This is a genomic window from Bacillus sp. BML-BC051, assembly GCF_019656175.1.
Taxonomy (GTDB): domain Bacteria; phylum Bacillota; class Bacilli; order Bacillales; family Bacillaceae_G; genus Bacillus_A; species Bacillus_A mobilis.
This window is the reverse complement of record NZ_BPLI01000039.1, coordinates 1-18611: the sequence shown is the minus strand read 5'-3', so window position 1 is coordinate 18611 and position 18611 is coordinate 1. Positions and strand designations below refer to the sequence as shown.

Annotated in this window: 16 protein-coding genes, 2 tRNA genes, 2 rRNA genes and 2 riboswitches; of the genes, 3 read left to right on the top strand and 17 right to left on the bottom strand. The window is 36.8% G+C overall.

Annotated elements, in window-relative coordinates; all coding sequences use genetic code 11:
* The 9 genes from K5S59_RS16835 to groES all read right to left on the bottom strand — a co-directional run.
* Positions 1–165, bottom strand: a 16S ribosomal RNA gene (locus K5S59_RS16835); the annotation flags it as partial.
* Positions 166–459: 294 nt separating this feature from the next.
* Complete coding sequence (locus tag K5S59_RS16830; RefSeq protein WP_098259453.1) at positions 460–1965, bottom strand: sensor histidine kinase; 1506 nt, start codon at positions 1963–1965, stop codon at positions 460–462.
* On the bottom strand, positions 1949–2650 hold the full coding sequence (locus tag K5S59_RS16825; protein WP_120449380.1) for a response regulator transcription factor: 702 nt from the start codon (positions 2648–2650) through the stop codon (positions 1949–1951). Before K5S59_RS16825 ends, K5S59_RS16830 begins: the two co-directional genes overlap by 17 nt.
* A 144-nt stretch (positions 2651–2794) precedes the next feature.
* The gene (locus tag K5S59_RS16820; protein ID WP_000833097.1) at positions 2795–4120 is read right to left on the bottom strand and encodes an NCS2 family permease; all 1326 of its coding nucleotides are present in this window, start codon (positions 4118–4120) and stop codon (positions 2795–2797) included.
* Between the two features lie 128 nt (positions 4121–4248).
* Positions 4249–4350, bottom strand: a riboswitch (purine riboswitch).
* A gap of 152 nt (positions 4351–4502) precedes the next feature.
* On the bottom strand, positions 4503–6041 hold the full coding sequence (gene guaA / locus K5S59_RS16815; RefSeq protein ID WP_000743922.1) for a glutamine-hydrolyzing GMP synthase: 1539 nt from the start codon (positions 6039–6041) through the stop codon (positions 4503–4505).
* A 165-nt stretch (positions 6042–6206) separates the two neighbouring features.
* Positions 6207–6308: riboswitch (purine riboswitch) on the bottom strand.
* A 403-nt stretch (positions 6309–6711) separates the two neighbouring features.
* Entirely contained in the window at positions 6712–7170 is a 459-nt protein-coding gene (locus K5S59_RS16810) for an SMI1/KNR4 family protein (RefSeq protein WP_120449377.1), read from the bottom strand.
* A gap of 20 nt (positions 7171–7190) precedes the next feature.
* Positions 7191–8420: a WXG100 family type VII secretion target gene (locus tag K5S59_RS16805; protein WP_120449375.1), complete on the bottom strand. Its 1230-nt coding sequence runs from the start codon at positions 8418–8420 to the stop codon at positions 7191–7193.
* Positions 8421–8981: 561 nt separating this feature from the next.
* Positions 8982–10616, bottom strand: coding sequence for a chaperonin GroEL (groL, locus tag K5S59_RS16800; protein ID WP_001029984.1), 1635 nt, complete (start codon positions 10614–10616; stop codon positions 8982–8984).
* A 38-nt stretch (positions 10617–10654) separates the two neighbouring features.
* Positions 10655–10939: a co-chaperone GroES gene (groES, locus tag K5S59_RS16795; protein ID WP_000917306.1), complete on the bottom strand. Its 285-nt coding sequence runs from the start codon at positions 10937–10939 to the stop codon at positions 10655–10657.
* Positions 10940–11341: 402 nt separating this feature from the next.
* Between groES and K5S59_RS16790 the strand changes: the two genes are divergently transcribed.
* On the top strand, positions 11342–12091 hold the full coding sequence (locus tag K5S59_RS16790) for a CPBP family intramembrane glutamic endopeptidase (protein WP_098259302.1): 750 nt from the start codon (positions 11342–11344) through the stop codon (positions 12089–12091).
* The gene (locus tag K5S59_RS16785) at positions 12088–12279 is read left to right on the top strand and encodes a YdiK family protein (RefSeq protein WP_001246201.1); all 192 of its coding nucleotides are present in this window, start codon (positions 12088–12090) and stop codon (positions 12277–12279) included. The genes K5S59_RS16790 and K5S59_RS16785 overlap by 4 nt, the downstream gene beginning before the upstream one ends.
* Positions 12280–12308: 29 nt before the next feature.
* Here K5S59_RS16785 and K5S59_RS16780 read toward each other — a convergent pair whose 3' ends face one another.
* Complete coding sequence (locus K5S59_RS16780; RefSeq protein WP_000372702.1) at positions 12309–12938, bottom strand: redox-sensing transcriptional repressor Rex; 630 nt, start codon at positions 12936–12938, stop codon at positions 12309–12311.
* 187 nt (positions 12939–13125) lie between these two features.
* Between K5S59_RS16780 and K5S59_RS16775 the strand changes: the two genes are divergently transcribed.
* The gene (locus K5S59_RS16775; RefSeq protein WP_212981905.1) at positions 13126–15060 is read left to right on the top strand and encodes an ABC-F family ATP-binding cassette domain-containing protein; all 1935 of its coding nucleotides are present in this window, start codon (positions 13126–13128) and stop codon (positions 15058–15060) included.
* Between the two features lie 420 nt (positions 15061–15480).
* Here the strand turns inward: K5S59_RS16775 and tsaD are convergent, their stop codons facing one another.
* The 7 genes from tsaD to rrf all read right to left on the bottom strand — a co-directional run bounded on the left by tsaD (position 15481) and on the right by rrf (position 18557).
* Positions 15481–16497: a tRNA (adenosine(37)-N6)-threonylcarbamoyltransferase complex transferase subunit TsaD gene (gene tsaD, locus K5S59_RS16770; protein ID WP_000414583.1), complete on the bottom strand. Its 1017-nt coding sequence runs from the start codon at positions 16495–16497 to the stop codon at positions 15481–15483.
* The gene (gene rimI / locus K5S59_RS16765; RefSeq protein ID WP_000367209.1) at positions 16497–16940 is read right to left on the bottom strand and encodes a ribosomal protein S18-alanine N-acetyltransferase; all 444 of its coding nucleotides are present in this window, start codon (positions 16938–16940) and stop codon (positions 16497–16499) included. The genes tsaD and rimI overlap by 1 nt, the downstream gene beginning before the upstream one ends.
* Before the next feature lie 13 nt (positions 16941–16953).
* Complete coding sequence (gene tsaB, locus K5S59_RS16760) at positions 16954–17646, bottom strand: tRNA (adenosine(37)-N6)-threonylcarbamoyltransferase complex dimerization subunit type 1 TsaB (protein WP_000865762.1); 693 nt, start codon at positions 17644–17646, stop codon at positions 16954–16956.
* Positions 17627–18100, bottom strand: coding sequence for a tRNA (adenosine(37)-N6)-threonylcarbamoyltransferase complex ATPase subunit type 1 TsaE (gene tsaE / locus K5S59_RS16755; protein WP_000049634.1), 474 nt, complete (start codon positions 18098–18100; stop codon positions 17627–17629). The genes tsaB and tsaE overlap by 20 nt, the downstream gene beginning before the upstream one ends.
* Before the next feature lie 174 nt (positions 18101–18274).
* A tRNA-Asp gene (locus K5S59_RS16750) sits at positions 18275–18350 on the bottom strand.
* Between the two features lie 3 nt (positions 18351–18353).
* Positions 18354–18430: transfer RNA gene (locus tag K5S59_RS16745), tRNA-OTHER, on the bottom strand.
* A gap of 11 nt (positions 18431–18441) precedes the next feature.
* A 5S ribosomal RNA gene (gene rrf, locus K5S59_RS16740) occupies positions 18442–18557 on the bottom strand.
* Positions 18558–18611: the final 54 nt, after the last annotated feature.

The following is an 18611-nucleotide window of genomic DNA, read 5'->3' as shown; positions in this document are numbered from 1 at the left end:
CCGGTTTCCCGGAGTTATCCCAGTCTTATGGGCAGGTTACCCACGTGTTACTCACCCGTCCGCCGCTAACTTCTTGAGAGCAAGCTCTCAATCCATTCGCTCGACTTGCATGTATTAGGCACGCCGCCAGCGTTCATCCTGAGCCAGGATCAAACTCTCCAATAAAGTTAGTTTGTCTAGCATCTAAAAATAAAAATTGACGTTTCACGTTGTTTGTTTCGTTCAGTTTTCAAAGAACTACTTGGTCGCTCATTTGCGACTTCCTTATGTTAACATCTTCATTTTTCAATGTCAACTAAGTTTTTCATTTCTTTTGTCGCGTTCTGCGTTTCTGCATCAGCGACTTTTCTTATATTACACCTCTAACCTACAATCGTCAACATGTTTTTCTAAAAAAATATAAAAAGGCTTATTTCTTTTAAAATAAGCCTTTTTATCATATACCATTCTATTCATTTATTATTTTTCTATAATTGGTAACGAGACGATAAAATGAATAGTACCATCCTTATATTCAGCTCGAATACTACCACCTTGTAATTCAACAATACTTTTCGCAATTGCCAATCCAAGTCCCGATCCTTCTGTTACTCTACTTCTAGATTGATCTTTCTTATAAAAACGTTCAAATAAACTCCCTAGTTCTTCTCTCGTAAACTCTTCACTATGATTCGCAATTACAATTTGTATTTCTCGGCGATGCCTTTGAAGAGAAACTTTTATCTCCCCATCATCTTTACTATACTTAATCGCGTTCATTAATAAATTATCAAATACACGAACCATCTTTTCCGAATCAACCGCTGCATGGGCACGTTCCTCAGGAAATTTCTTAACAAACGTAAGTCCATGCTCTTCTGCTTGCGGTACTAACTCTTCTATTAATTGCTCCAATAACTCATTTATACAAACCTCTTGTTTTTCTAATATAACTTGCTCATTTGTTAACTTTGTATACTCAAATAAATCTTCTATTAAATTCTTTAACTGCTCCGACTTCGCAAAAGCAATTCTCGTATATTCATCATGTTGTTCTTTATTTTCATATTTAGAATCTCGAAGTAATCGCAAGTAACCCATAATAGAAGTAAGTGGTGTACGCAAGTCGTGAGATACATTCGTAATAAGCTCGTTCTTTTGCTTCTCTAATTTACGTTCCTTTTCTATATTATTCATAAGCTCTTCTGCCATATTATTAATATTCTCAGTTAAAGACGCAATTTCGTCCTCACCTTTCTTCTCAATACGATACGCTAAGTTGCCTTTTTCTATTTCCTTTACACCTTGTGCCATCGCTTCAATTTGCTTCATCTTTCTCTTTGTTATATAGAAGAAAGAGAAAATAAATACGAGTACACCTATGAAAAATGGAAACGGTCCTTCTTGCGTATGATATCTCACTTCACCTCCCGGAATCCCACTAACAAACATGTATAAATTCTTATCTCCTATTGTAATAGGTGCAAAAGCTATAAATTCTTTTCTTGTATTTTCAAATGTATCTTGGCCATTTGAATAGTTGATTGCAAATGATGCTGCATTACGAATTGTATTATGCAAATCAATTTGTTCTTCTTGTGCCTGCTTCGTCTTATATACAACTTTGCCGCTCTCATCAGTAACCAGTACTTTTAAAGCTCTAGATCCTCGTTCTAAATTTTGGTTCTCCCTTTCGATCATATCGGATATAGCTTCTAATTTATTTTCGTGAACTGAACTATTCGCCACATTTTGAGCTTGTTGGTGAATTTCTCTCATACCAGACCCATAATCGATTGTCGCCTGCCGATTCGCATTCTCAAAAAAAGGCGCTGCTCCCTTTGCAAAAAAAAGCCCTAATAACGCACAAGCAGTAAATGCAGTAATAAGTTGAATTCGTATACTCCGTTTCACACTCTTCACTATCTTTCCAATTAATTCTCGAATTTTCCTCACATAAGTAAATGGATTAAATATCTTTTTCAATCTTATACCCCACTCCCCATACTGTTTTTATATATATTGGCTTCCTTGGATTCTCTTCAATCTTTTCACGCACTTTCCGAATATGAACCATTACCGTGTTATCCGACTGGAAAGACCTTTCGTTCCAAACCTTTTCATAAATTTGTTCCGCACTAAAGACCATACCCGGATTACGAGCCAGTAATTCTAAAATAGAAAACTCCCTTGGGGTCAGTTTCACTTCTTCTCCATCCACAATGACTTTATGGGTTGAGATGTTTATTTTCATCTCTCCAATTTCTAACTCGTCCTCATTTTGAATAACAAAACCATTCATCTTCATATAACGACGTAACTGAGATTTAATTCTTGCAATTAACTCTAACGGATTAAATGGTTTCGTTACGTAATCATCTGCACCTGTTGTTAACCCTAAAATTTTATCCATATCTTGCGTTTTCGCAGAAAGCATAATAATTGGCATTTCTTTCGATTCTCTTACTTTCATACACATATGAATACCGTCTACTTTCGGCATCATAATATCTAATACGACGAGATGTACTTCATTTTTTTCTAGTAAACGTAATCCTTCTTCTCCGTCCCCTGCTTGCAATACTTTATATCCTTCATTCTTTAAATAGATTGTAACAAGATTTCTAATTTCTTTTTCATCATCTACGACAAGTATTGTTTCGTTTGCCACAATATCTCCCCCATCACTTTTTTAATCCCTAACTTCTATTATAGGAAAACTTCTGAAGAAAAACGCTCGGAAATCCTTAAGATTTTCTGAAGACGCAAAAAAGGTCTAGACTCCCCTTAAGTCTAGACCTTTCAAAAACCCCTTTTATTTACGAACGTAGATGAAATATAGTACGAATAAAACTCCCATAACATACATAATTGGATGAATCTCTTTACGACGACCACTTACTACCATTGTAATTGGATAGAAGATAAACCCAATTGCAATCCCTGTCGCAATACTATACGTAAGTGGCATTGAAATGATTGTAAAGAATGCTGGTACTGCAATCTCGAATTTCTTCCAATCAATTTCACCTAAAGATGAAACCATTAAGATTCCTACAATAATTAAAGCTGGTGCCGTTACAGCTGGTGTTACAACACTTAATAACGGCGAGAAGAATAGTGCCAGCAAGAAGAATCCTGCTGTTACAACTGCTGTAAATCCAGAACGTCCACCCGCTGCTACCCCTGCAGAAGATTCAATGTAAGACGTTGTTGTTGATGTACCTAGGATCGCACCGATTACAGTTGCAATCGCATCTGCAAATAACGCTTTTCCTGCACGTGGTAATTTATTGTTTTTCATTAATCCAGCTTGATTCGCAACCGCTACAAGTGTACCTGCTGTATCAAAGAAATCGATAAAGAAGAACGTTATAATAACAATCACCATTTGAACAGTAAAAATGTCTCCAAAGTGCGTTAATGCCACACCGAACGTTGGTTCTAGACTCGGTATTGCTCCCACTACAGCTTTCGGAGTATCAATTAATCCTGTCGCTACTCCTAAGATTGCTGTAAGAATCATACCGTAGAACACGGCACCATTAACTTTCTTAATCATGAAGATGATTGTCGTAACAACCCCGAAGATTGCTAGTAACGTTGTGCCCTTTGTTAAATCCCCCAACCCAACAAGAACAGCATCATTTTTCACGATAATTCCGGCATTTTGGAATCCAAGGAAGGCAATGAACAATCCGATACCTGCCGCTACTGCAAACTTTAACTCTGATGGAATTGCATTAATGATTTTTTCACGAATACCTGAAGCTGTAAGAATAATAAAGATAATACCTGACATTAACGTTCCAGCAATTGCTGTTTGCCACGGAATACCCATCGTTAATACTGCCGTATAAGCAAAGAACGCGTTAATCCCCATACCTGGCGCCAAAGCAATCGGATACTTCGCGAAAATACCCATAATTAACGAACCAATCGCTGCCGCTAATGCTGTAGCAACGAATACTGCACCTGGATCCATTCCTGTACCTGCTGGTAACCCTTTAACATTTCCAAGTGACAGCGTAGCAGGATTGACAAATAGTACATACGCCATAGATAAGAATGTCGTTAAACCCGCTATGAACTCTGTTTTATAATTTGTGCCGAGTTCATCAAACTGAAAATAGCGTTTCATCTTACGTTTCCCCCGTTATATGATTACTCGCCGTAATCTCCCTAGCCCTCTTTTATCTATTAAAAATAAAAAAGGCTTCCATTGCATATACATGGAAGCGTTCTATGAATAAAGACAAGTTTCCCCTCACCTTTATCAAAACGCCTCGTAGTCAAGCCATTTACGGTAGCTAGGTAGAAACTTTCGGGCCATATCCCCGATATTATACGACGGCATAATATTCACTTTTCGTTTGAATTACATACTCATATTAACTCGCATAGGTGCTTTTGTCAATTAAAAACGAACATTTTCACAAACTTTTATATTTTTGTTCGTATTAAGGGTAAAACTACAAAAGATCCATCTATGCATGTGCAATAGATGGATCTTTTGTATAATACTATTCCCACTCAATCGTTGCTGGTGGCTTACTCGTTACATCATACACGATACGGTTAACGTGCTTTACTTCGTTTACGATACGTACAGAGATTTTCTCTAATACATCCCAAGGGATACGTGCCCAGTCAGCTGTCATACCGTCGATAGATGTTACTGCGCGGATACCTACTGTGTAATCGTAAGTACGCTCGTCACCCATAACACCTACGCTACGCATACCAGGAAGCGCAGTGAAGTATTGCCAAATTTCGCGATCTAAGCCTGCTTTAATAATTTCTTCGCGTAAAATCGCATCAGATTCACGAACGATTTCTAATTTCTCTTCTGTGATTTCACCTAATACACGAATACCAAGACCCGGTCCTGGGAATGGTTGACGCCATACGATTTCATCAGGAATTCCTAGTTCTGATCCTAATACACGTACTTCATCTTTAAATAAAGTGTTTAAAGGCTCAATTAATTTGAACTGCATGTCTTCTGGAAGTCCACCAACGTTATGGTGAGATTTAATTGTTTGTGCAGTTGCTGTACCACTCTCAACGATATCTGTGTAAAGTGTACCTTGTGCCAGGAAGTCCATACCTTGTAATTTAGAAGCTTCATCATCAAATACATAAATGAATTCGTTACCGATGATTTTACGTTTTTGCTCTGGATCTTCTACACCTTTTAACTTGTTCATGAAACGTTCTTGTGCATCCACTTTAATAACGTTCATGTGGAAGCCTTCGCTGAATGTTTTCATAACGCCTTCTGCTTCACCTTTACGAAGTAAGCCGTGGTCAACGAAAATACATGTTAATTGGTCGCCGATTGCTTTATGAATTAACACTGCTACAACAGAAGAGTCTACACCGCCGCTAAGTGCGCATAGTACTTTTTTGTCTCCAACAGTTTCACGAATTTTCTCTAATTCTACTTCGATAAAGTTCTCCATGTTCCATCCTTCAGAACAACCACATGCGCCGAATACGAAGTTTTTAATTAAATCGTTACCGTGCTCAGAGTGACGTACTTCTGGGTGGAATTGTACACCGTATAAGTTTTGCTCTTCATTGCTCATACCAGCAATTGGACAAGACTCACTTGTTGCGTCTACTACGAATCCTTCAGGTAAACCAGTTACTAAGTCACCATGACTCATCCATACAACCTGCTCTTCTGGAAGGTTCGTATATAATTTTGATTCGTTCTCTACTTTAAGAACAGCTTTTCCATACTCACGGTGGTTTGCACGTTCTACTTTACCACCGAAGTGTTGTGTCATAAGCTGCATACCGTAACAAATACCGAAGATCGGTAATCCTAGTTCAAAGATTTTTTCATCACAATGTAATGCGCCTTCACCGTATACACTATTTGGTCCACCAGAGAAGATAATCCCTTTTGGATTCATTGCTTTAATTTCTTCTGCAGTAATTGTATGTGGATGAAGTTCACTGTATACACCGAACTCACGAATTCGACGTGCTATTAACTGATTGTACTGACTCCCAAAATCTAAAACGATAATTGTATCATGCTGCTTCTTCAAAATAATCACCCCAACGTTAGTTCTCGTATATAAATATTTTCACCAATTTGGCAAAAAGCATTACTAATATAATAAAAAAAGCCAGTCCTCCGCCTCTAGTCTCATAACAAAGAAAAGGCAGGGGTCTGGCTTTATAAAGAAAGATAGTCTTCCGCTCTTTATAAATATAAGACGCACTGCCTTCATAGTCAGGTTGTTTACGGTAACCCGGTAGAGACTCTCAAACCATATCATCGAGGATATATGAAGGATTGTTTTATATTATCTTCCTAGATTCTAACAATGAAGTATCGATATGGTCAAGAGAGAAAGCGACAAAATTCTACAGAAATTCATTTCCTTTTCTAAAAAACATCCATTTCTATATAGAAATGGATGTTTTTTAGAAAAGGAATTACATCATACCACCCATGCCAGGCATTACTGGTTCAATCGGTTCTGTTTTGTCAGCTACTACAGCTAAAGTCGTATCATCAGTTTCTTCCTATTTTTTTACCTATCCGTATAAAAATTTCATCAACCTGTTCTAGCTCTTACGCTGACATAAATACAACTCAAACAAAAGAGTTAATAGACAATATAAAAGCCTATGCAAGTTATACATAAGCTTTTTGTTATTCACGATTAGCTATTTTTCAAGTCCTAAGTCTTAAAGCAATTATTAATAAGATTAAATATAATAATCAGGGTTTTCGTCCATTTTAATTAAAAACTCTTCTAAAGAATCCGCTATTTTCTCATCCTCAGAGTAAATAGGACATTGACCTAATTCATTTTCCTCTTTAAATTTAATTGTTAAAAAGTTAAGTTCTGTTGCTTCGAAAAATACTAATGATTCATCATCATCTACATCATCTAGGTTTGGATTATATTCGTAAATATCCTGTCTTAAGCGAAAATCCGCAACTGAAATCGGGTCCATAAACCTGTTGAAAAACATTCTTTTATCAGACTTTAAAAAACCACAACCTATTTCTTGATAAAAACGTTGCAGTTCTTTTGGGAATTTCATTTGTAATAAGCTTTCTGCTTCATCTATCTCTTCTTGATATATAGGATAAAAAATAGGTTTTTGTGTAGAACGTACACTTCTGTCTGCTACAACATATTTTTTCAAAAAGTTAAACATAGTGTTAATACCTCCGTTATTTACTTTTTCTTAAAAATCTCTTTTGAAATACCTTCCTTACCATGAATCCCACCTTGATGTTCAGTAGGAAATTTAGCTGGGTGTATATTCCACCACTCATGTTCTCCACCGTGTGCATTTTCAATAAAATGATGTGCATCATACGGGTCATCTACATGCCTTAGCGGTATTCCTCTTCTAGAAAGGATTTCTTCTTCATAAGTAGGCCATTTTTGATTAGTCTCCAGTTCCCACTCTTCTCTTAAATCATCTTTTAATCTACCAAATTCTCTTCTTCTTTTTACAACTTCTTCTTTGCTTAATCGTTCATAACTATTATTTTCTATGTTTTCTTGTAGTAATTCCCTCTGCTTTTCAGGGATTTTCCTATTTGTAATTTCTTCTACTTGGCTAAGGTATTCTTGGAATCTAGATGTATTTAAATTACCAGGGTCAGCAAACATAAATGTATTTCGTGCTTCTTCTAAAGAATTAAAAGAAGTTTTTGGAACATCTCTAAAATCACCAGCATAAGCAAAGGGGTCTCTCATTTGTAATTTATTTGAAAAATGAGAAATACTCTGTTCTGTTTTTGTCCCTAATGTAGTTACTTTCCCTACTCTACTTATTCCTTTATCACCAAGCCAACCCAAGCCAAGTCCCATAAAAATACTTGTTCCCCATTTCGTACGACTTTCCGCATCACCATGCCAAAAATCATTCATAAATGAATCCGAAACAGTATTCCAAGCGGTAGAAACTGTCTCTATAGGGTGACCTATAGCATACTTAATATTTTCCTTTGTTACTGTATCGTCTAATGAATCAAATCCTTCTACAATCTCCCCAATAACTTGCCCAGAGCCAACGTATATACCATCCCAAATTTTTCTCAGCATAGATTTTTCAGAGGGTTTGTCGCCCATTGCTCCTGCTTCTATCTTTTCATTAGATAAACTTCCATCAACTAAATTACCATCATACAGTTCATCAGCATTACGAAACTTTTCAGCAGCATGCATTAGTTCTTCTGCAATCTTATCAAATTCCCTAAACACATTAAACATTTGAGGTTTTGTTTCATTAAACATCTGATAAAATCTTTGACTCGTTGCACCATTCCACATTGCAGCTACGTATTCCGTTTGGTTATATAAATCTTTATGTATTTGTTCTAACCTATTTTTAGTTTCAAGAACAAGCTTCGCTGACTGTTCTAGCCGTTCTGGCGTAACCTTTATTTGCGTCATGCTACCCCTTCTCCATACAATATTTTACACAAAAATTATATCACGTGAAGCTATTTCACCGTACTAAATATTCGGAATTTACTAATTAAAAATCATCCCCCCTTTTAAAAAAGTTGAAACGCCGCTGTCTAAATAAACACGAGAATCCTATCAAAATATAGCTTCTCTTATTCATTTCCTCTTTGCAAAATCAAGTAGCCATCTCACTTTTTCAGGATGATTTATTCCACGTAAATGCCCAAATACACTGTAACTTCGTATTTATTATTTTAGCTGTATTACTTTTATCTTGGAATAACGTAAATAGCTTTTCACATAAAAGACTTTTAACTTCTTCAACATTCAAAATGTCATTATCGTGACATTAATCAATAAAACCACCTAAGAGAACCTTATAATTTTGAATATTTACCTCCGTTGTATTTCGAAACTTACAGTCTTCCAGAAATTCTTGGTATGCAAACTTTAATAACACAAAAAAGACTACCTCCTCTCATCAAGGAAGTAGCCTTCTACTAATTAACTATTTATACATTGCACAGCTTCACAGAGTGATGCTTATTACATCATTCCACCCATACCGCCCATGCCCATGCCGCCCATGTCAGGCATTGCTGGTGCATTTGGTTCTGGTTTGTCAGCTACTACAGCTTCAGTTGTTAAGAACATAGCTGCAACAGATGCTGCGTTTTGAAGTGCAGAGCGAGTTACTTTAGCTGGATCTACGATACCAGTTTCAAGCATGTTAACCCACTCGCCAGTAGCTGCGTTGAAACCAACGCCTACTTTTTCGCCTTTTAGACGCTCTACAACTACAGATCCTTCTAGACCAGCGTTGATTGCGATTTGACGAACTGGCTCTTCTAATGCACGAAGTACGATGTTGATACCTGTAGCTTCGTCGCCTTCAGCTACGATAGAAGCTACTTTCGTGTATACGTTCATAAGTGAAGTACCACCACCTGCAACGATACCTTCTTCTACTGCTGCACGAGTTGAGTTAAGTGCATCTTCAATGCGAAGTTTGCGCTCTTTTAACTCAGTTTCAGTTGCTGCACCTACTTTAATTACCGCTACGCCACCTGCAAGTTTTGCAAGACGCTCTTGTAATTTTTCACGATCGAATTCAGAAGTAGTTTCTTCTAATTGCGCACGGATTTGACCGATACGAGCTTCGATTTGTTGTGAATTTCCGATACCTTCAACTACAGTTGTGTTTTCTTTCGTTACAACAACTTTACCAGCGCGTCCTAAAGATTCAATTGTAGCAGATTTTAAGTCACGACCTAATTCTTCAGTGATTACTTCGCCACCAGTTAAGATTGCAATATCTTCTAGCATTGCTTTACGACGGTCACCAAATCCAGGAGCTTTAACAGCTACTACATTGAATGTACCACGAAGTTTATTCACTACTAATGTAGCTAAAGCTTCGCCTTCTACGTCTTCAGCGATGATAAGAAGTGGTTTACCTTGTTGTACCACTTGCTCTAATACTGGTAAGATTTCTTGGATGTTAGAAATCTTTTTGTCAGTAATTAAGATGTATGGGTTATCAAGAACTGCTTCCATTTTGTCAGAATCAGTAATCATGTAAGGAGATGCATATCCACGATCAAATTGCATACCTTCTACTACGTCTAATTCTGTTGTGAATCCTTTAGACTCTTCTAAAGTAATAACACCGTCGTTACCAACGCGCTCCATTGCTTCAGCGATTAATTGACCTACTTCTTCGTCAGCTGCAGAAATAGCAGCTACTTGTGCGATAGAAGATTTACCTTCGATTGGTTTAGAAATCTCTTTTAATTCTGCAATTGCAGCAGTAACAGCTTTTTCGATACCTTTACGAAGACCCATTGGGTTCGCACCAGCTGTTACGTTTTTAAGACCTTCACGAATCATAGCTTGTGCTAATACAGTTGCAGTTGTTGTTCCGTCACCAGCTACATCATTTGTTTTGCTAGCAACTTCTGCTACTAATTTTGCACCCATGTTTTCGAATGCATCTTCTAATTCGATTTCTTTTGCGATTGTTACACCGTCATTTGTAATAAGTGGTGAACCGAATTTTTTCTCAAGTACAACGTTACGACCTTTTGGTCCAAGCGTTACTTTTACTGCGTTTGCAAGAGTGTCGACACCGCGAAGCATCGAACGACGTGCTTCTTCACTAAATTTAATATCTTTTGCCATAATAATTGACCCCCTTGGATTTTTTAAGATTTATATAATTAACCGATAACTGCTAAAATGTCACTTTCACGTAAAATCAAGTAGTCAGTACCTTCGTATTTCACTTCAGTACCTGCATATTTTGAGAAGATGATAAGATCACCTGCTGCTACCTCTAAAGCAACACGCTCACCATTTTCAAGCACTCGACCAGTACCTACTGCAATAACTTTACCCTCTTGTGGTTTTTCTTTTGCAGTGTCTGGTAATACAATACCACTTGCTGTTTTTTCTTCTGCTTGAACAAGCTCAATTACAACGCGATCACCTAATGGCTTTAGCATGAACAATAACCTCCTCATTTTGTTATGTAAATTTTATTTATTAGCACTCAAGTCACCCGAGTGCTAACACACTTATAATAATAAATAATCTCAATTTCTTTTGCAAGTAAAAAAATCATAATTTTTTCGCAAATTCAGCTATACACTTTTTCTATATAGAGTCCCTCTTCTTCTACCTTTACTATATGAATCGTTGTTTCCACTACTCGTATGTTACAATATGAAAGGACACCCTAAGTTGTTTTCGCTATACACACAACTTTCTCCTGTCTTCTATTATAATTTCAAATACGGATTTACGAAAAAAACATAATTTAAGCGAGGTTTATATCGTAGGTAGCATATTTACATGTTATCCTACCTTATCTCATACACTAGAGTTAGAAAGGATGGTTAAACCATTTGAAAAAACAATATTGGTGGATTATCGTTACATACATTTTAATGCAGTTATCATCCATTGCTGGATTACCACTTCTGCTGAAAACTGGACTTTATGATAACAGGGGCTTTACTAGAGAAGAGAAATTTCAACTCATAACTGGCCACTGGGCAATCATTAGCTTCTTTATTGCATTATGTATCGTACTTTGGTTACTTAGAACAGATATTCGCGACAGACGTTTAGATACAACGCGTTCTACTATTCCAGCTACGATTGGTTGGATTTTTATCGGCTTCTTCTTAGCATTTTTCTCGCAAAGTATTGCCGGCATGATAGAAATGCGTTTATTAGGAATTAAACCTGGATCAGAAAATACAGCGAGACTTATGGATATTGCTAGGACGACACCTTGGTTCCTTATCGTCATATCTATAATAGGACCTATCTTGGAAGAAATCGTATTTAGAAAAATTTTATTTGGTACACTTTATAAGAAGTTTAACTTCTTTATTGCTGCTATCATTAGTTCTCTCGTATTCGCAGCAATTCATTTTGATTTTACTCACCTATTGGTATACACTTCTATGGGGCTCGTATTCGCCTTTTTATATGTAAAAACGAAGCGTATTATCGTCCCTATCGCAGCTCATGTTGCTATGAATACATTAGTTGCAGTTGCTCAAGTTTTAATGAGCAATGAACAAATTCAAGAAATGATTAAAGAAGCTGAAAAAATGCAAGGCTTTATCGGAGGATTTTTAGTATGAGAAACTCACCATTGTTCATGGCTGCATTGTACTTCCTTCTAGGGTGTATCTTTACACGCTTCGCCATTACGAACGTAACAGATACAATCTGGAATATGTGGACAATACTATTTGCAGTTATGGCAACAATTGATTTTAATTTGGCACTTCGCCTTATCTTAGTTAAATTCACAAAGAAAAAACAATAATAAAACGCAGAGGTCGCTTCCTCTGCGTTTTATTGTGGATAATTCTTTAAAAAGTAAACAAGTGTTTGTAACTCTACCGCTAAATCAATATGATGAATTCTTATATTGTCTGACACATTTAAGCGTGCTGGTGTGAAATTTAAAATACCATGCACATTCGTTTCTGCCAATCTATCTGCTACAGGTTGTGCTACTGTAGCGGGTACTGTTAATATTGCCACTTGTATATCAGTTGATAAACGTTCTTCTAATTCATCTAAATGATATACAGGAATGCCCCCGATTTCTGTTCCGACTTTCTCTTCACTAACGTCAAACGCCATTTCAATTTTTGTATTATTGTTTTTCGTGAAATTATAATGTAAGAAAGCGGTCCCTAAATTACCTACTCCAATAAGTGCTACACGTGTTATATCATCTTGGTCGAGTGTTTCACGGAAAAATGATAATAAATAATTTACGTTATATCCATAACCTTTTTTCCCTAACGCTCCAAAATATGAGAAATCTCTTCGAATCGTTGCGGAATCAACCTTTACCGCTTCACTCAATTCGGCTGATGAAACACGTTGCTTACCAGAAAGAGATAAGTTTTGGATAAATCGATAGTATAGAGGCAATCGTTTGGCAGTGGCCTGTGGAATTTTTTGCTGATCCATATAACCTCTCCTCTCTTCCTATCTTTATTCATATACTTGAATCAAATACAGAAGTTTAGCACTCATGAATTTCCCTGTATAATAAAGAGAAGAAGTATTCTCTCTTTATTTTAAACTATACACTATTTTTAGTATGATTGAGAAATATAAACATGGCAAAGTTAAGAAATTATTTGAGGTGAAAACATTGATTTTATTACAAGTAAACGCGCTTTCGAAATTATACGGTGCAGAAACGATTCTTGCAAACATAAAATTGGAAGTTCAAACGAAAGATCGTATCGCATTAGTCGGACGAAATGGAGCCGGTAAATCTACGTTATTAAAAATAATAGCTGGTGAGCTATCTCATGATGGCGGCGAAATTATAAAACCAAAAGATGTCTCAATCGGGTACTTAGCTCAAAATACCGGGTTAGAAACGTCTTTAACAATTTGGGATGAAATGTTAACCGTCTTTACACACCTGCAGCAAATGGAGACAAAGCTTCGAAGGCTAGAGCAAGAAATGGGCAAAGAAGAAAACTTTTCAAACGAGGCTACATATGAAAGATTATTAGCTGACTATGACCAATTACAATTAAATTATAAAGATCAAGGTGGCTATCAGTACGAAGCAGATATTCGTTCAATTTTAAGTGGGCTTGGCTTCCCAGTTGAAACGCACCAGACGACGATTTCTACATTAAGCGGTGGACAAAAAACACGCTTAGCTCTCGGTAAATTATTATTAACGAAACCGGACCTACTTATTTTGGACGAGCCTACAAACCATTTAGACATCGAAACATTAACATGGCTTGAACAATATTTACAAGGCTATCCTGGCGCAATACTAATCGTTTCCCATGACCGTTATTTCTTAGATAAACTCGTTACACAAGTATATGAAATTTCGAATAAAGAAAGCAGACGATTTGTTGGTAACTACAGTAAATATTTAGACTTAAAATCAGCGCTATACGAGCAAGAAATGAAACGTTATGAAAAGCAACAAGATGAAATCGCTAAGCTTGAGGACTTCGTTCAAAAAAATATAGCACGTGCATCGACGACAAAACGTGCCCAAAGCCGTCGTAAACAATTAGACCGAATGGAATTATTAACAAGACCATTAGGTGATTCTAAGTCAGCTTCCTTCCACTTCGATATCGAAAAACAAAGTGGAAATGATGTTTTACAAGTAAAGGATGCAACTATCGGCTATGATGAGGATCCGATTATTGAACATGTAACGATGCGCTTAACTCGCGGGGATAGCGTTGCTTTAGTTGGTCCAAACGGAATCGGGAAATCGACATTATTAAAATCACTTGTGAATAAGTTACCACTATTACACGGTGATGTTTCTTTCGGATCTAATGTATCTGTTGGTTATTATGATCAAGAACAAGCAAACTTAACATCCTCTAAGCGGGTTTTAAATGAGTTATGGGATGAATATCCCTTGCAGCCTGAAAAAGAAATTCGCACGATATTAGGTAACTTCTTATTCACAGGGGATGATGTGCTAAAACCAGTATCTTCTCTTAGTGGTGGACAAAAAGCTCGATTAGCTCTTGCAAAACTTATGATGCAAAAATCGAATTTATTAATTCTTGATGAACCTACGAACCATCTTGATTTAAACAGTAAAGAGATCTTGGAGAATGCTTTAATTGATTATCCAGGCACCCTTCTATTTGTCTCACATGACCGCTACTTTATTAATCGTGTAACGACGACCGTTGTTGAGTTATCAACAGAAGGTGCACAGGAATATTTAGGTGACTACGATTACTACGTTGAAAAGAAAAATGAAATGATTGAACGCGCAGCATTTGAACAACAAGAACAGCAAGAAAACCAAGCACCTGTTCAAAAAACTGTAGCTCAAGAAAAATTAAATTATCTCGAAGAAAAAGAGCGTAAACAATTAGAACGTCAACGCACCCGAAAAATTGAGGAGCTAGAACAAAACATTGTAGAATTTGAAGAAGAAATTGCTACGTTAGAAGATCAACTTTGCTTACCAGAAATATATGCAGATTATGAAAAGGCTAGTGAAATTACAACGAAAAAGCAAACACTACAAGAGCAACTTGATGCATGTATGGCAGAATGGGAAGAATTGCATTTATAAGAGTATGAATAAGAAGGATGTCTCATAAATCAGGATTTTTGACTATGCGACATCCTTTTTGTCTTCCAGTTGGGATGAACGTCATATTGTATAAACAATTCGACACGACACATCGATTTACCGACAAAGTTTGACATTGTTAATCACTCCTATCATAAGAGCGTATTTCAAAATGTTTTTTAGAGATATCTTCTTGTTATTTATTTCCCGAAAAAGAATACATGTAAAGGTCAGACTTCATCTAATTTATCCACAAGTTTATACACATATCCACCTTTGTAAAATAAACTTCTAAATAACTTTTCCACATTATCCACAATTAACAAAAAAGTTATCAACATTTTATATACACAATAAAACCCACATTATCAACAGATAATATGGGTTTTATCCACAAGCTGTGGTTAATTTTGTGTATAACTATGCTTCAATATCTAATCCTGGATTTGCATTTAAAGCTAATGTAGCACGTTTTCCTTGTTCATATGCAATTGTACCTGCCGCCGCAATCATTGCGGCATTATCTGTGCATAAAGATAATGGAGGAATAATTAGCTCAATATTTTCTTTTTGTGCAAATGCTTCTTCTAAACGTGCACGAAGTCCTTTATTAGCAGCTACCCCACCAGCTAGCAGCAGTTGCTTTACGTTATACGCTTCTGCTGCACGGGATGCTTTCGTTACAAGCACATCTATTACACTCGCTTGGAAACTTGCTGCTAAATCTTCGGGTGCAATTTCTATCCCGCGTTGTTTTGCGTTATGCACAGTGTTGATAACTGCTGATTTCAATCCACTAAAACTGAAATCATACGAATCAGGTTCTAGCCATGCACGAGGCAAATCGATTGTTGGTTCTCCTTCATGTGCAAGGCGATCAATATGAGGACCACCTGGATATGGCATAGATAACGTACGAGCTACTTTATCATATGCCTCTCCAGCTGCATCATCTCTTGTTTCACCAATCACTTCGAATGAACCATGTTCTTTCATATAAACAAGCTCTGTATGCCCACCAGATACAACAAGTGATAGTAGTGGAAATTGAACTTCTTTTACTAAACGATTCGCATAAATATGACCAGCGATATGATGAACACCAACTAGAGGAATATCATGTGCAAAAGCTACTGCTTTCGCTGCATTTACCCCTATTAAAAGCGCTCCTACTAAACCAGGTCCTTCTGTTACAGCAATTGCATCAATATCATCAAATGTGATATTTGCTTCTTTTAAAGCTTCTTCTAACACAACTGTAATTTCTTCTACATGATGACGGGATGCAATCTCTGGTACAACTCCGCCGAAACGTTTATGACTTTCAATTTGTGATGCAACGACATTCGCAATAATTTCCGTTCCATTTTTAACAACTGCTACTGCTGTTTCATCACAACTTGTTTCAATACCAAGTATAATCGTATTTTTTTCCATTATATATTCACCCACATTACGAGACCATCTTCCTGATTGTCTGCATAGTATCGTTTACGAATTCCACCATTTTGAAATCCGTATTTTCTGTATAACTGTTTTGCTACTTCATTTGATACACGTACTTCAAGTGTCATCGTTTTTACCCCTAAATCTTTCGCTTCGGAAATAACTTCTTTCAATAAAGCATCCCCTAGCTTTTGACCTCTGTATTCTGGCAAAATAGCTATATTTGTTATATGTGATTCATCAATAATTATCCACAATCCACAATACCCAATTACACGACCATCTTTTTCTAGCACAACATAATGTGCATGTTCATTCGTCGTTAACTCACGGTGAAAGGCATCTGCAGTCCAAGGAGTTGAAAAAGACGCTTCTTCAATAGCTACAATTTGAGCGATATCCTCGAGTTCCATCTTTCTAAATATCATATCCATCTTCTGCAGACTCCTACTTGTTTTGACTTTCTAACCACTTTGTTTCAGCTTCAGCTAAACGAAGATAACTAGGAACAAATGAATGTACATCTTGTTCTTCTTTTTGTAACCCTAAGAAAGCTAACTCACTTGGTCTTGGGTTATTTTTAGTGAAGGGAGCAAATACAGCTTGATCGCCTAAATGTTCTATTATTGTTTCTTTGTGTAGTTTAACATCGTTACCAATAAATAAAACCTGCTTACCTTTATCTTTTAACATTTGCAACCAGTCTACAATAAGGATGATTCGGTCTTCTTCTATAGAAGTTACATTCTCTCCTTCATATGTATATAACCCAGTATAAATTTGTCCACGTCTTCCATCGAATAAAGGACAGATTAATCCATCAAAATTAGCCCCGTTTGCAGCTACTACTTCTAAACTTGATACACCTACAATCGGTATTTGAAGTGACCAAGCTAATGTTTTTGCAGCTGTCACACCTATGCGAACACCTGTATATGATCCAGGTCCAGCAGCTACAACGATTTTAGTTAATTCTTTCGGTTTTACACCGCATTCTTTTAACAGTTGCTCTACAGCTGGCATAAGACGTACAGAATGGTTTTTTGTTAAGTTTGTAATGATTTCCCCAATTACGTTTCCTTCCTCAATAAGGGATACACCCATTACGTAATTTGAAGTATCAATTGCTAGTACTTTCATCTTGTAATAGCTCCTCACATAATCTAATATATCGATCTCCAATTGGCTCGAGTACAATTCTTCTTGTATCATCTCCAGCATGGAATAAACTAATTTGTAACTTCTCATTTGGTAAAAATGCTTCTATTAAATGAGCCCATTCTACTACGGTAATTCCTTCACCGTAGAAATACTCATCAAAACCTAAGTCCTCTTCACTTTCTGCTAAGCGATACACGTCCATATGATATAGCGGCAATCTCCCTTTATATTCTTTAATAATATTAAAGGTAGGACTATTTACAACTCTTTTCACTCCAAGACCTTTTGCTAGTCCTTTTGTAAAAGTTGTCTTACCAGCCCCTAGATCTCCTTCTAAAATAATTACATCTTGCGCCTGGGCAAGTCCACCTAGTTTTTCTGATAACCTTTGTGTTTCCTCAGAAGATTTTGTTGTTATTTCATATTTACTCACAGACTTCACCTACTTTACTCACAATGTTCTCTGCTCTTTATTATACAGGTTTTGAATATATAAAAAAGTCCTTAGGAGTTTTCCTAAGGATAGTTTGACTGTCTTTATTAGTTTTTTGTTAAAACAAATAAAAAAATACGAAACAACATGTTTCGTTCTTTTCTTTATATAAAATGGCGGTCCCGACCGGGGTCGAACCGGCGATCTCCTGCGTGACAGGCAGGCATGTTAACCACTACACCACGGGACCATTTGGTTGCGGGGACAGGATTTGAACCTGCGACCTTCGGGTTATGAGAACAACGAACAACCGAGCTGCTCCACCCCGCGTGTTATAAGTTGCTTGGCGACGTCCTACTCTCACAGGGACAAGGTCCCAACTACCATCGGCGCTAGAGAGCTTAACTTCCGTGTTCGGTATGGGAACGGGTGTGACCTCTCTGCCATCATCACCAAACTATGAAGGCATATTCCTTCAAAACTAGATAACATTGCTTCATATTATATGGTT

Bases quoted from the DNA above. Each gene is read 5' to 3' on its own strand.
- K5S59_RS16820 (WP_000833097.1), bottom strand. From the start codon at position 4,120: ATGAAACGCTATTTTCAGTTTGATGAACTCGGCACAAATTATAAAACA.
- K5S59_RS16810 (WP_120449377.1), bottom strand. From the start codon at position 7,170: ATGTTTAACTTTTTGAAAAAATATGTTGTAGCAGACAGAAGTGTACGT.
- K5S59_RS16805 (WP_120449375.1), bottom strand. From the start codon at position 8,420: ATGACGCAAATAAAGGTTACGCCAGAACGGCTAGAACAGTCAGCGAAG.
- groL (WP_001029984.1), bottom strand. From the start codon at position 10,616: ATGGCAAAAGATATTAAATTTAGTGAAGAAGCACGTCGTTCGATGCTT.
- groES (WP_000917306.1), bottom strand. From the start codon at position 10,939: ATGCTAAAGCCATTAGGTGATCGCGTTGTAATTGAGCTTGTTCAAGCA.
- K5S59_RS16785 (WP_001246201.1), top strand. From the start codon at position 12,088: ATGAGAAACTCACCATTGTTCATGGCTGCATTGTACTTCCTTCTAGGG.
- K5S59_RS16780 (WP_000372702.1), bottom strand. From the start codon at position 12,938: ATGGATCAGCAAAAAATTCCACAGGCCACTGCCAAACGATTGCCTCTA.
- tsaD (WP_000414583.1), bottom strand. From the start codon at position 16,497: ATGGAAAAAAATACGATTATACTTGGTATTGAAACAAGTTGTGATGAA.
- rimI (WP_000367209.1), bottom strand. From the start codon at position 16,940: ATGGATATGATATTTAGAAAGATGGAACTCGAGGATATCGCTCAAATT.
- tsaB (WP_000865762.1), bottom strand. From the start codon at position 17,646: ATGAAAGTACTAGCAATTGATACTTCAAATTACGTAATGGGTGTATCC.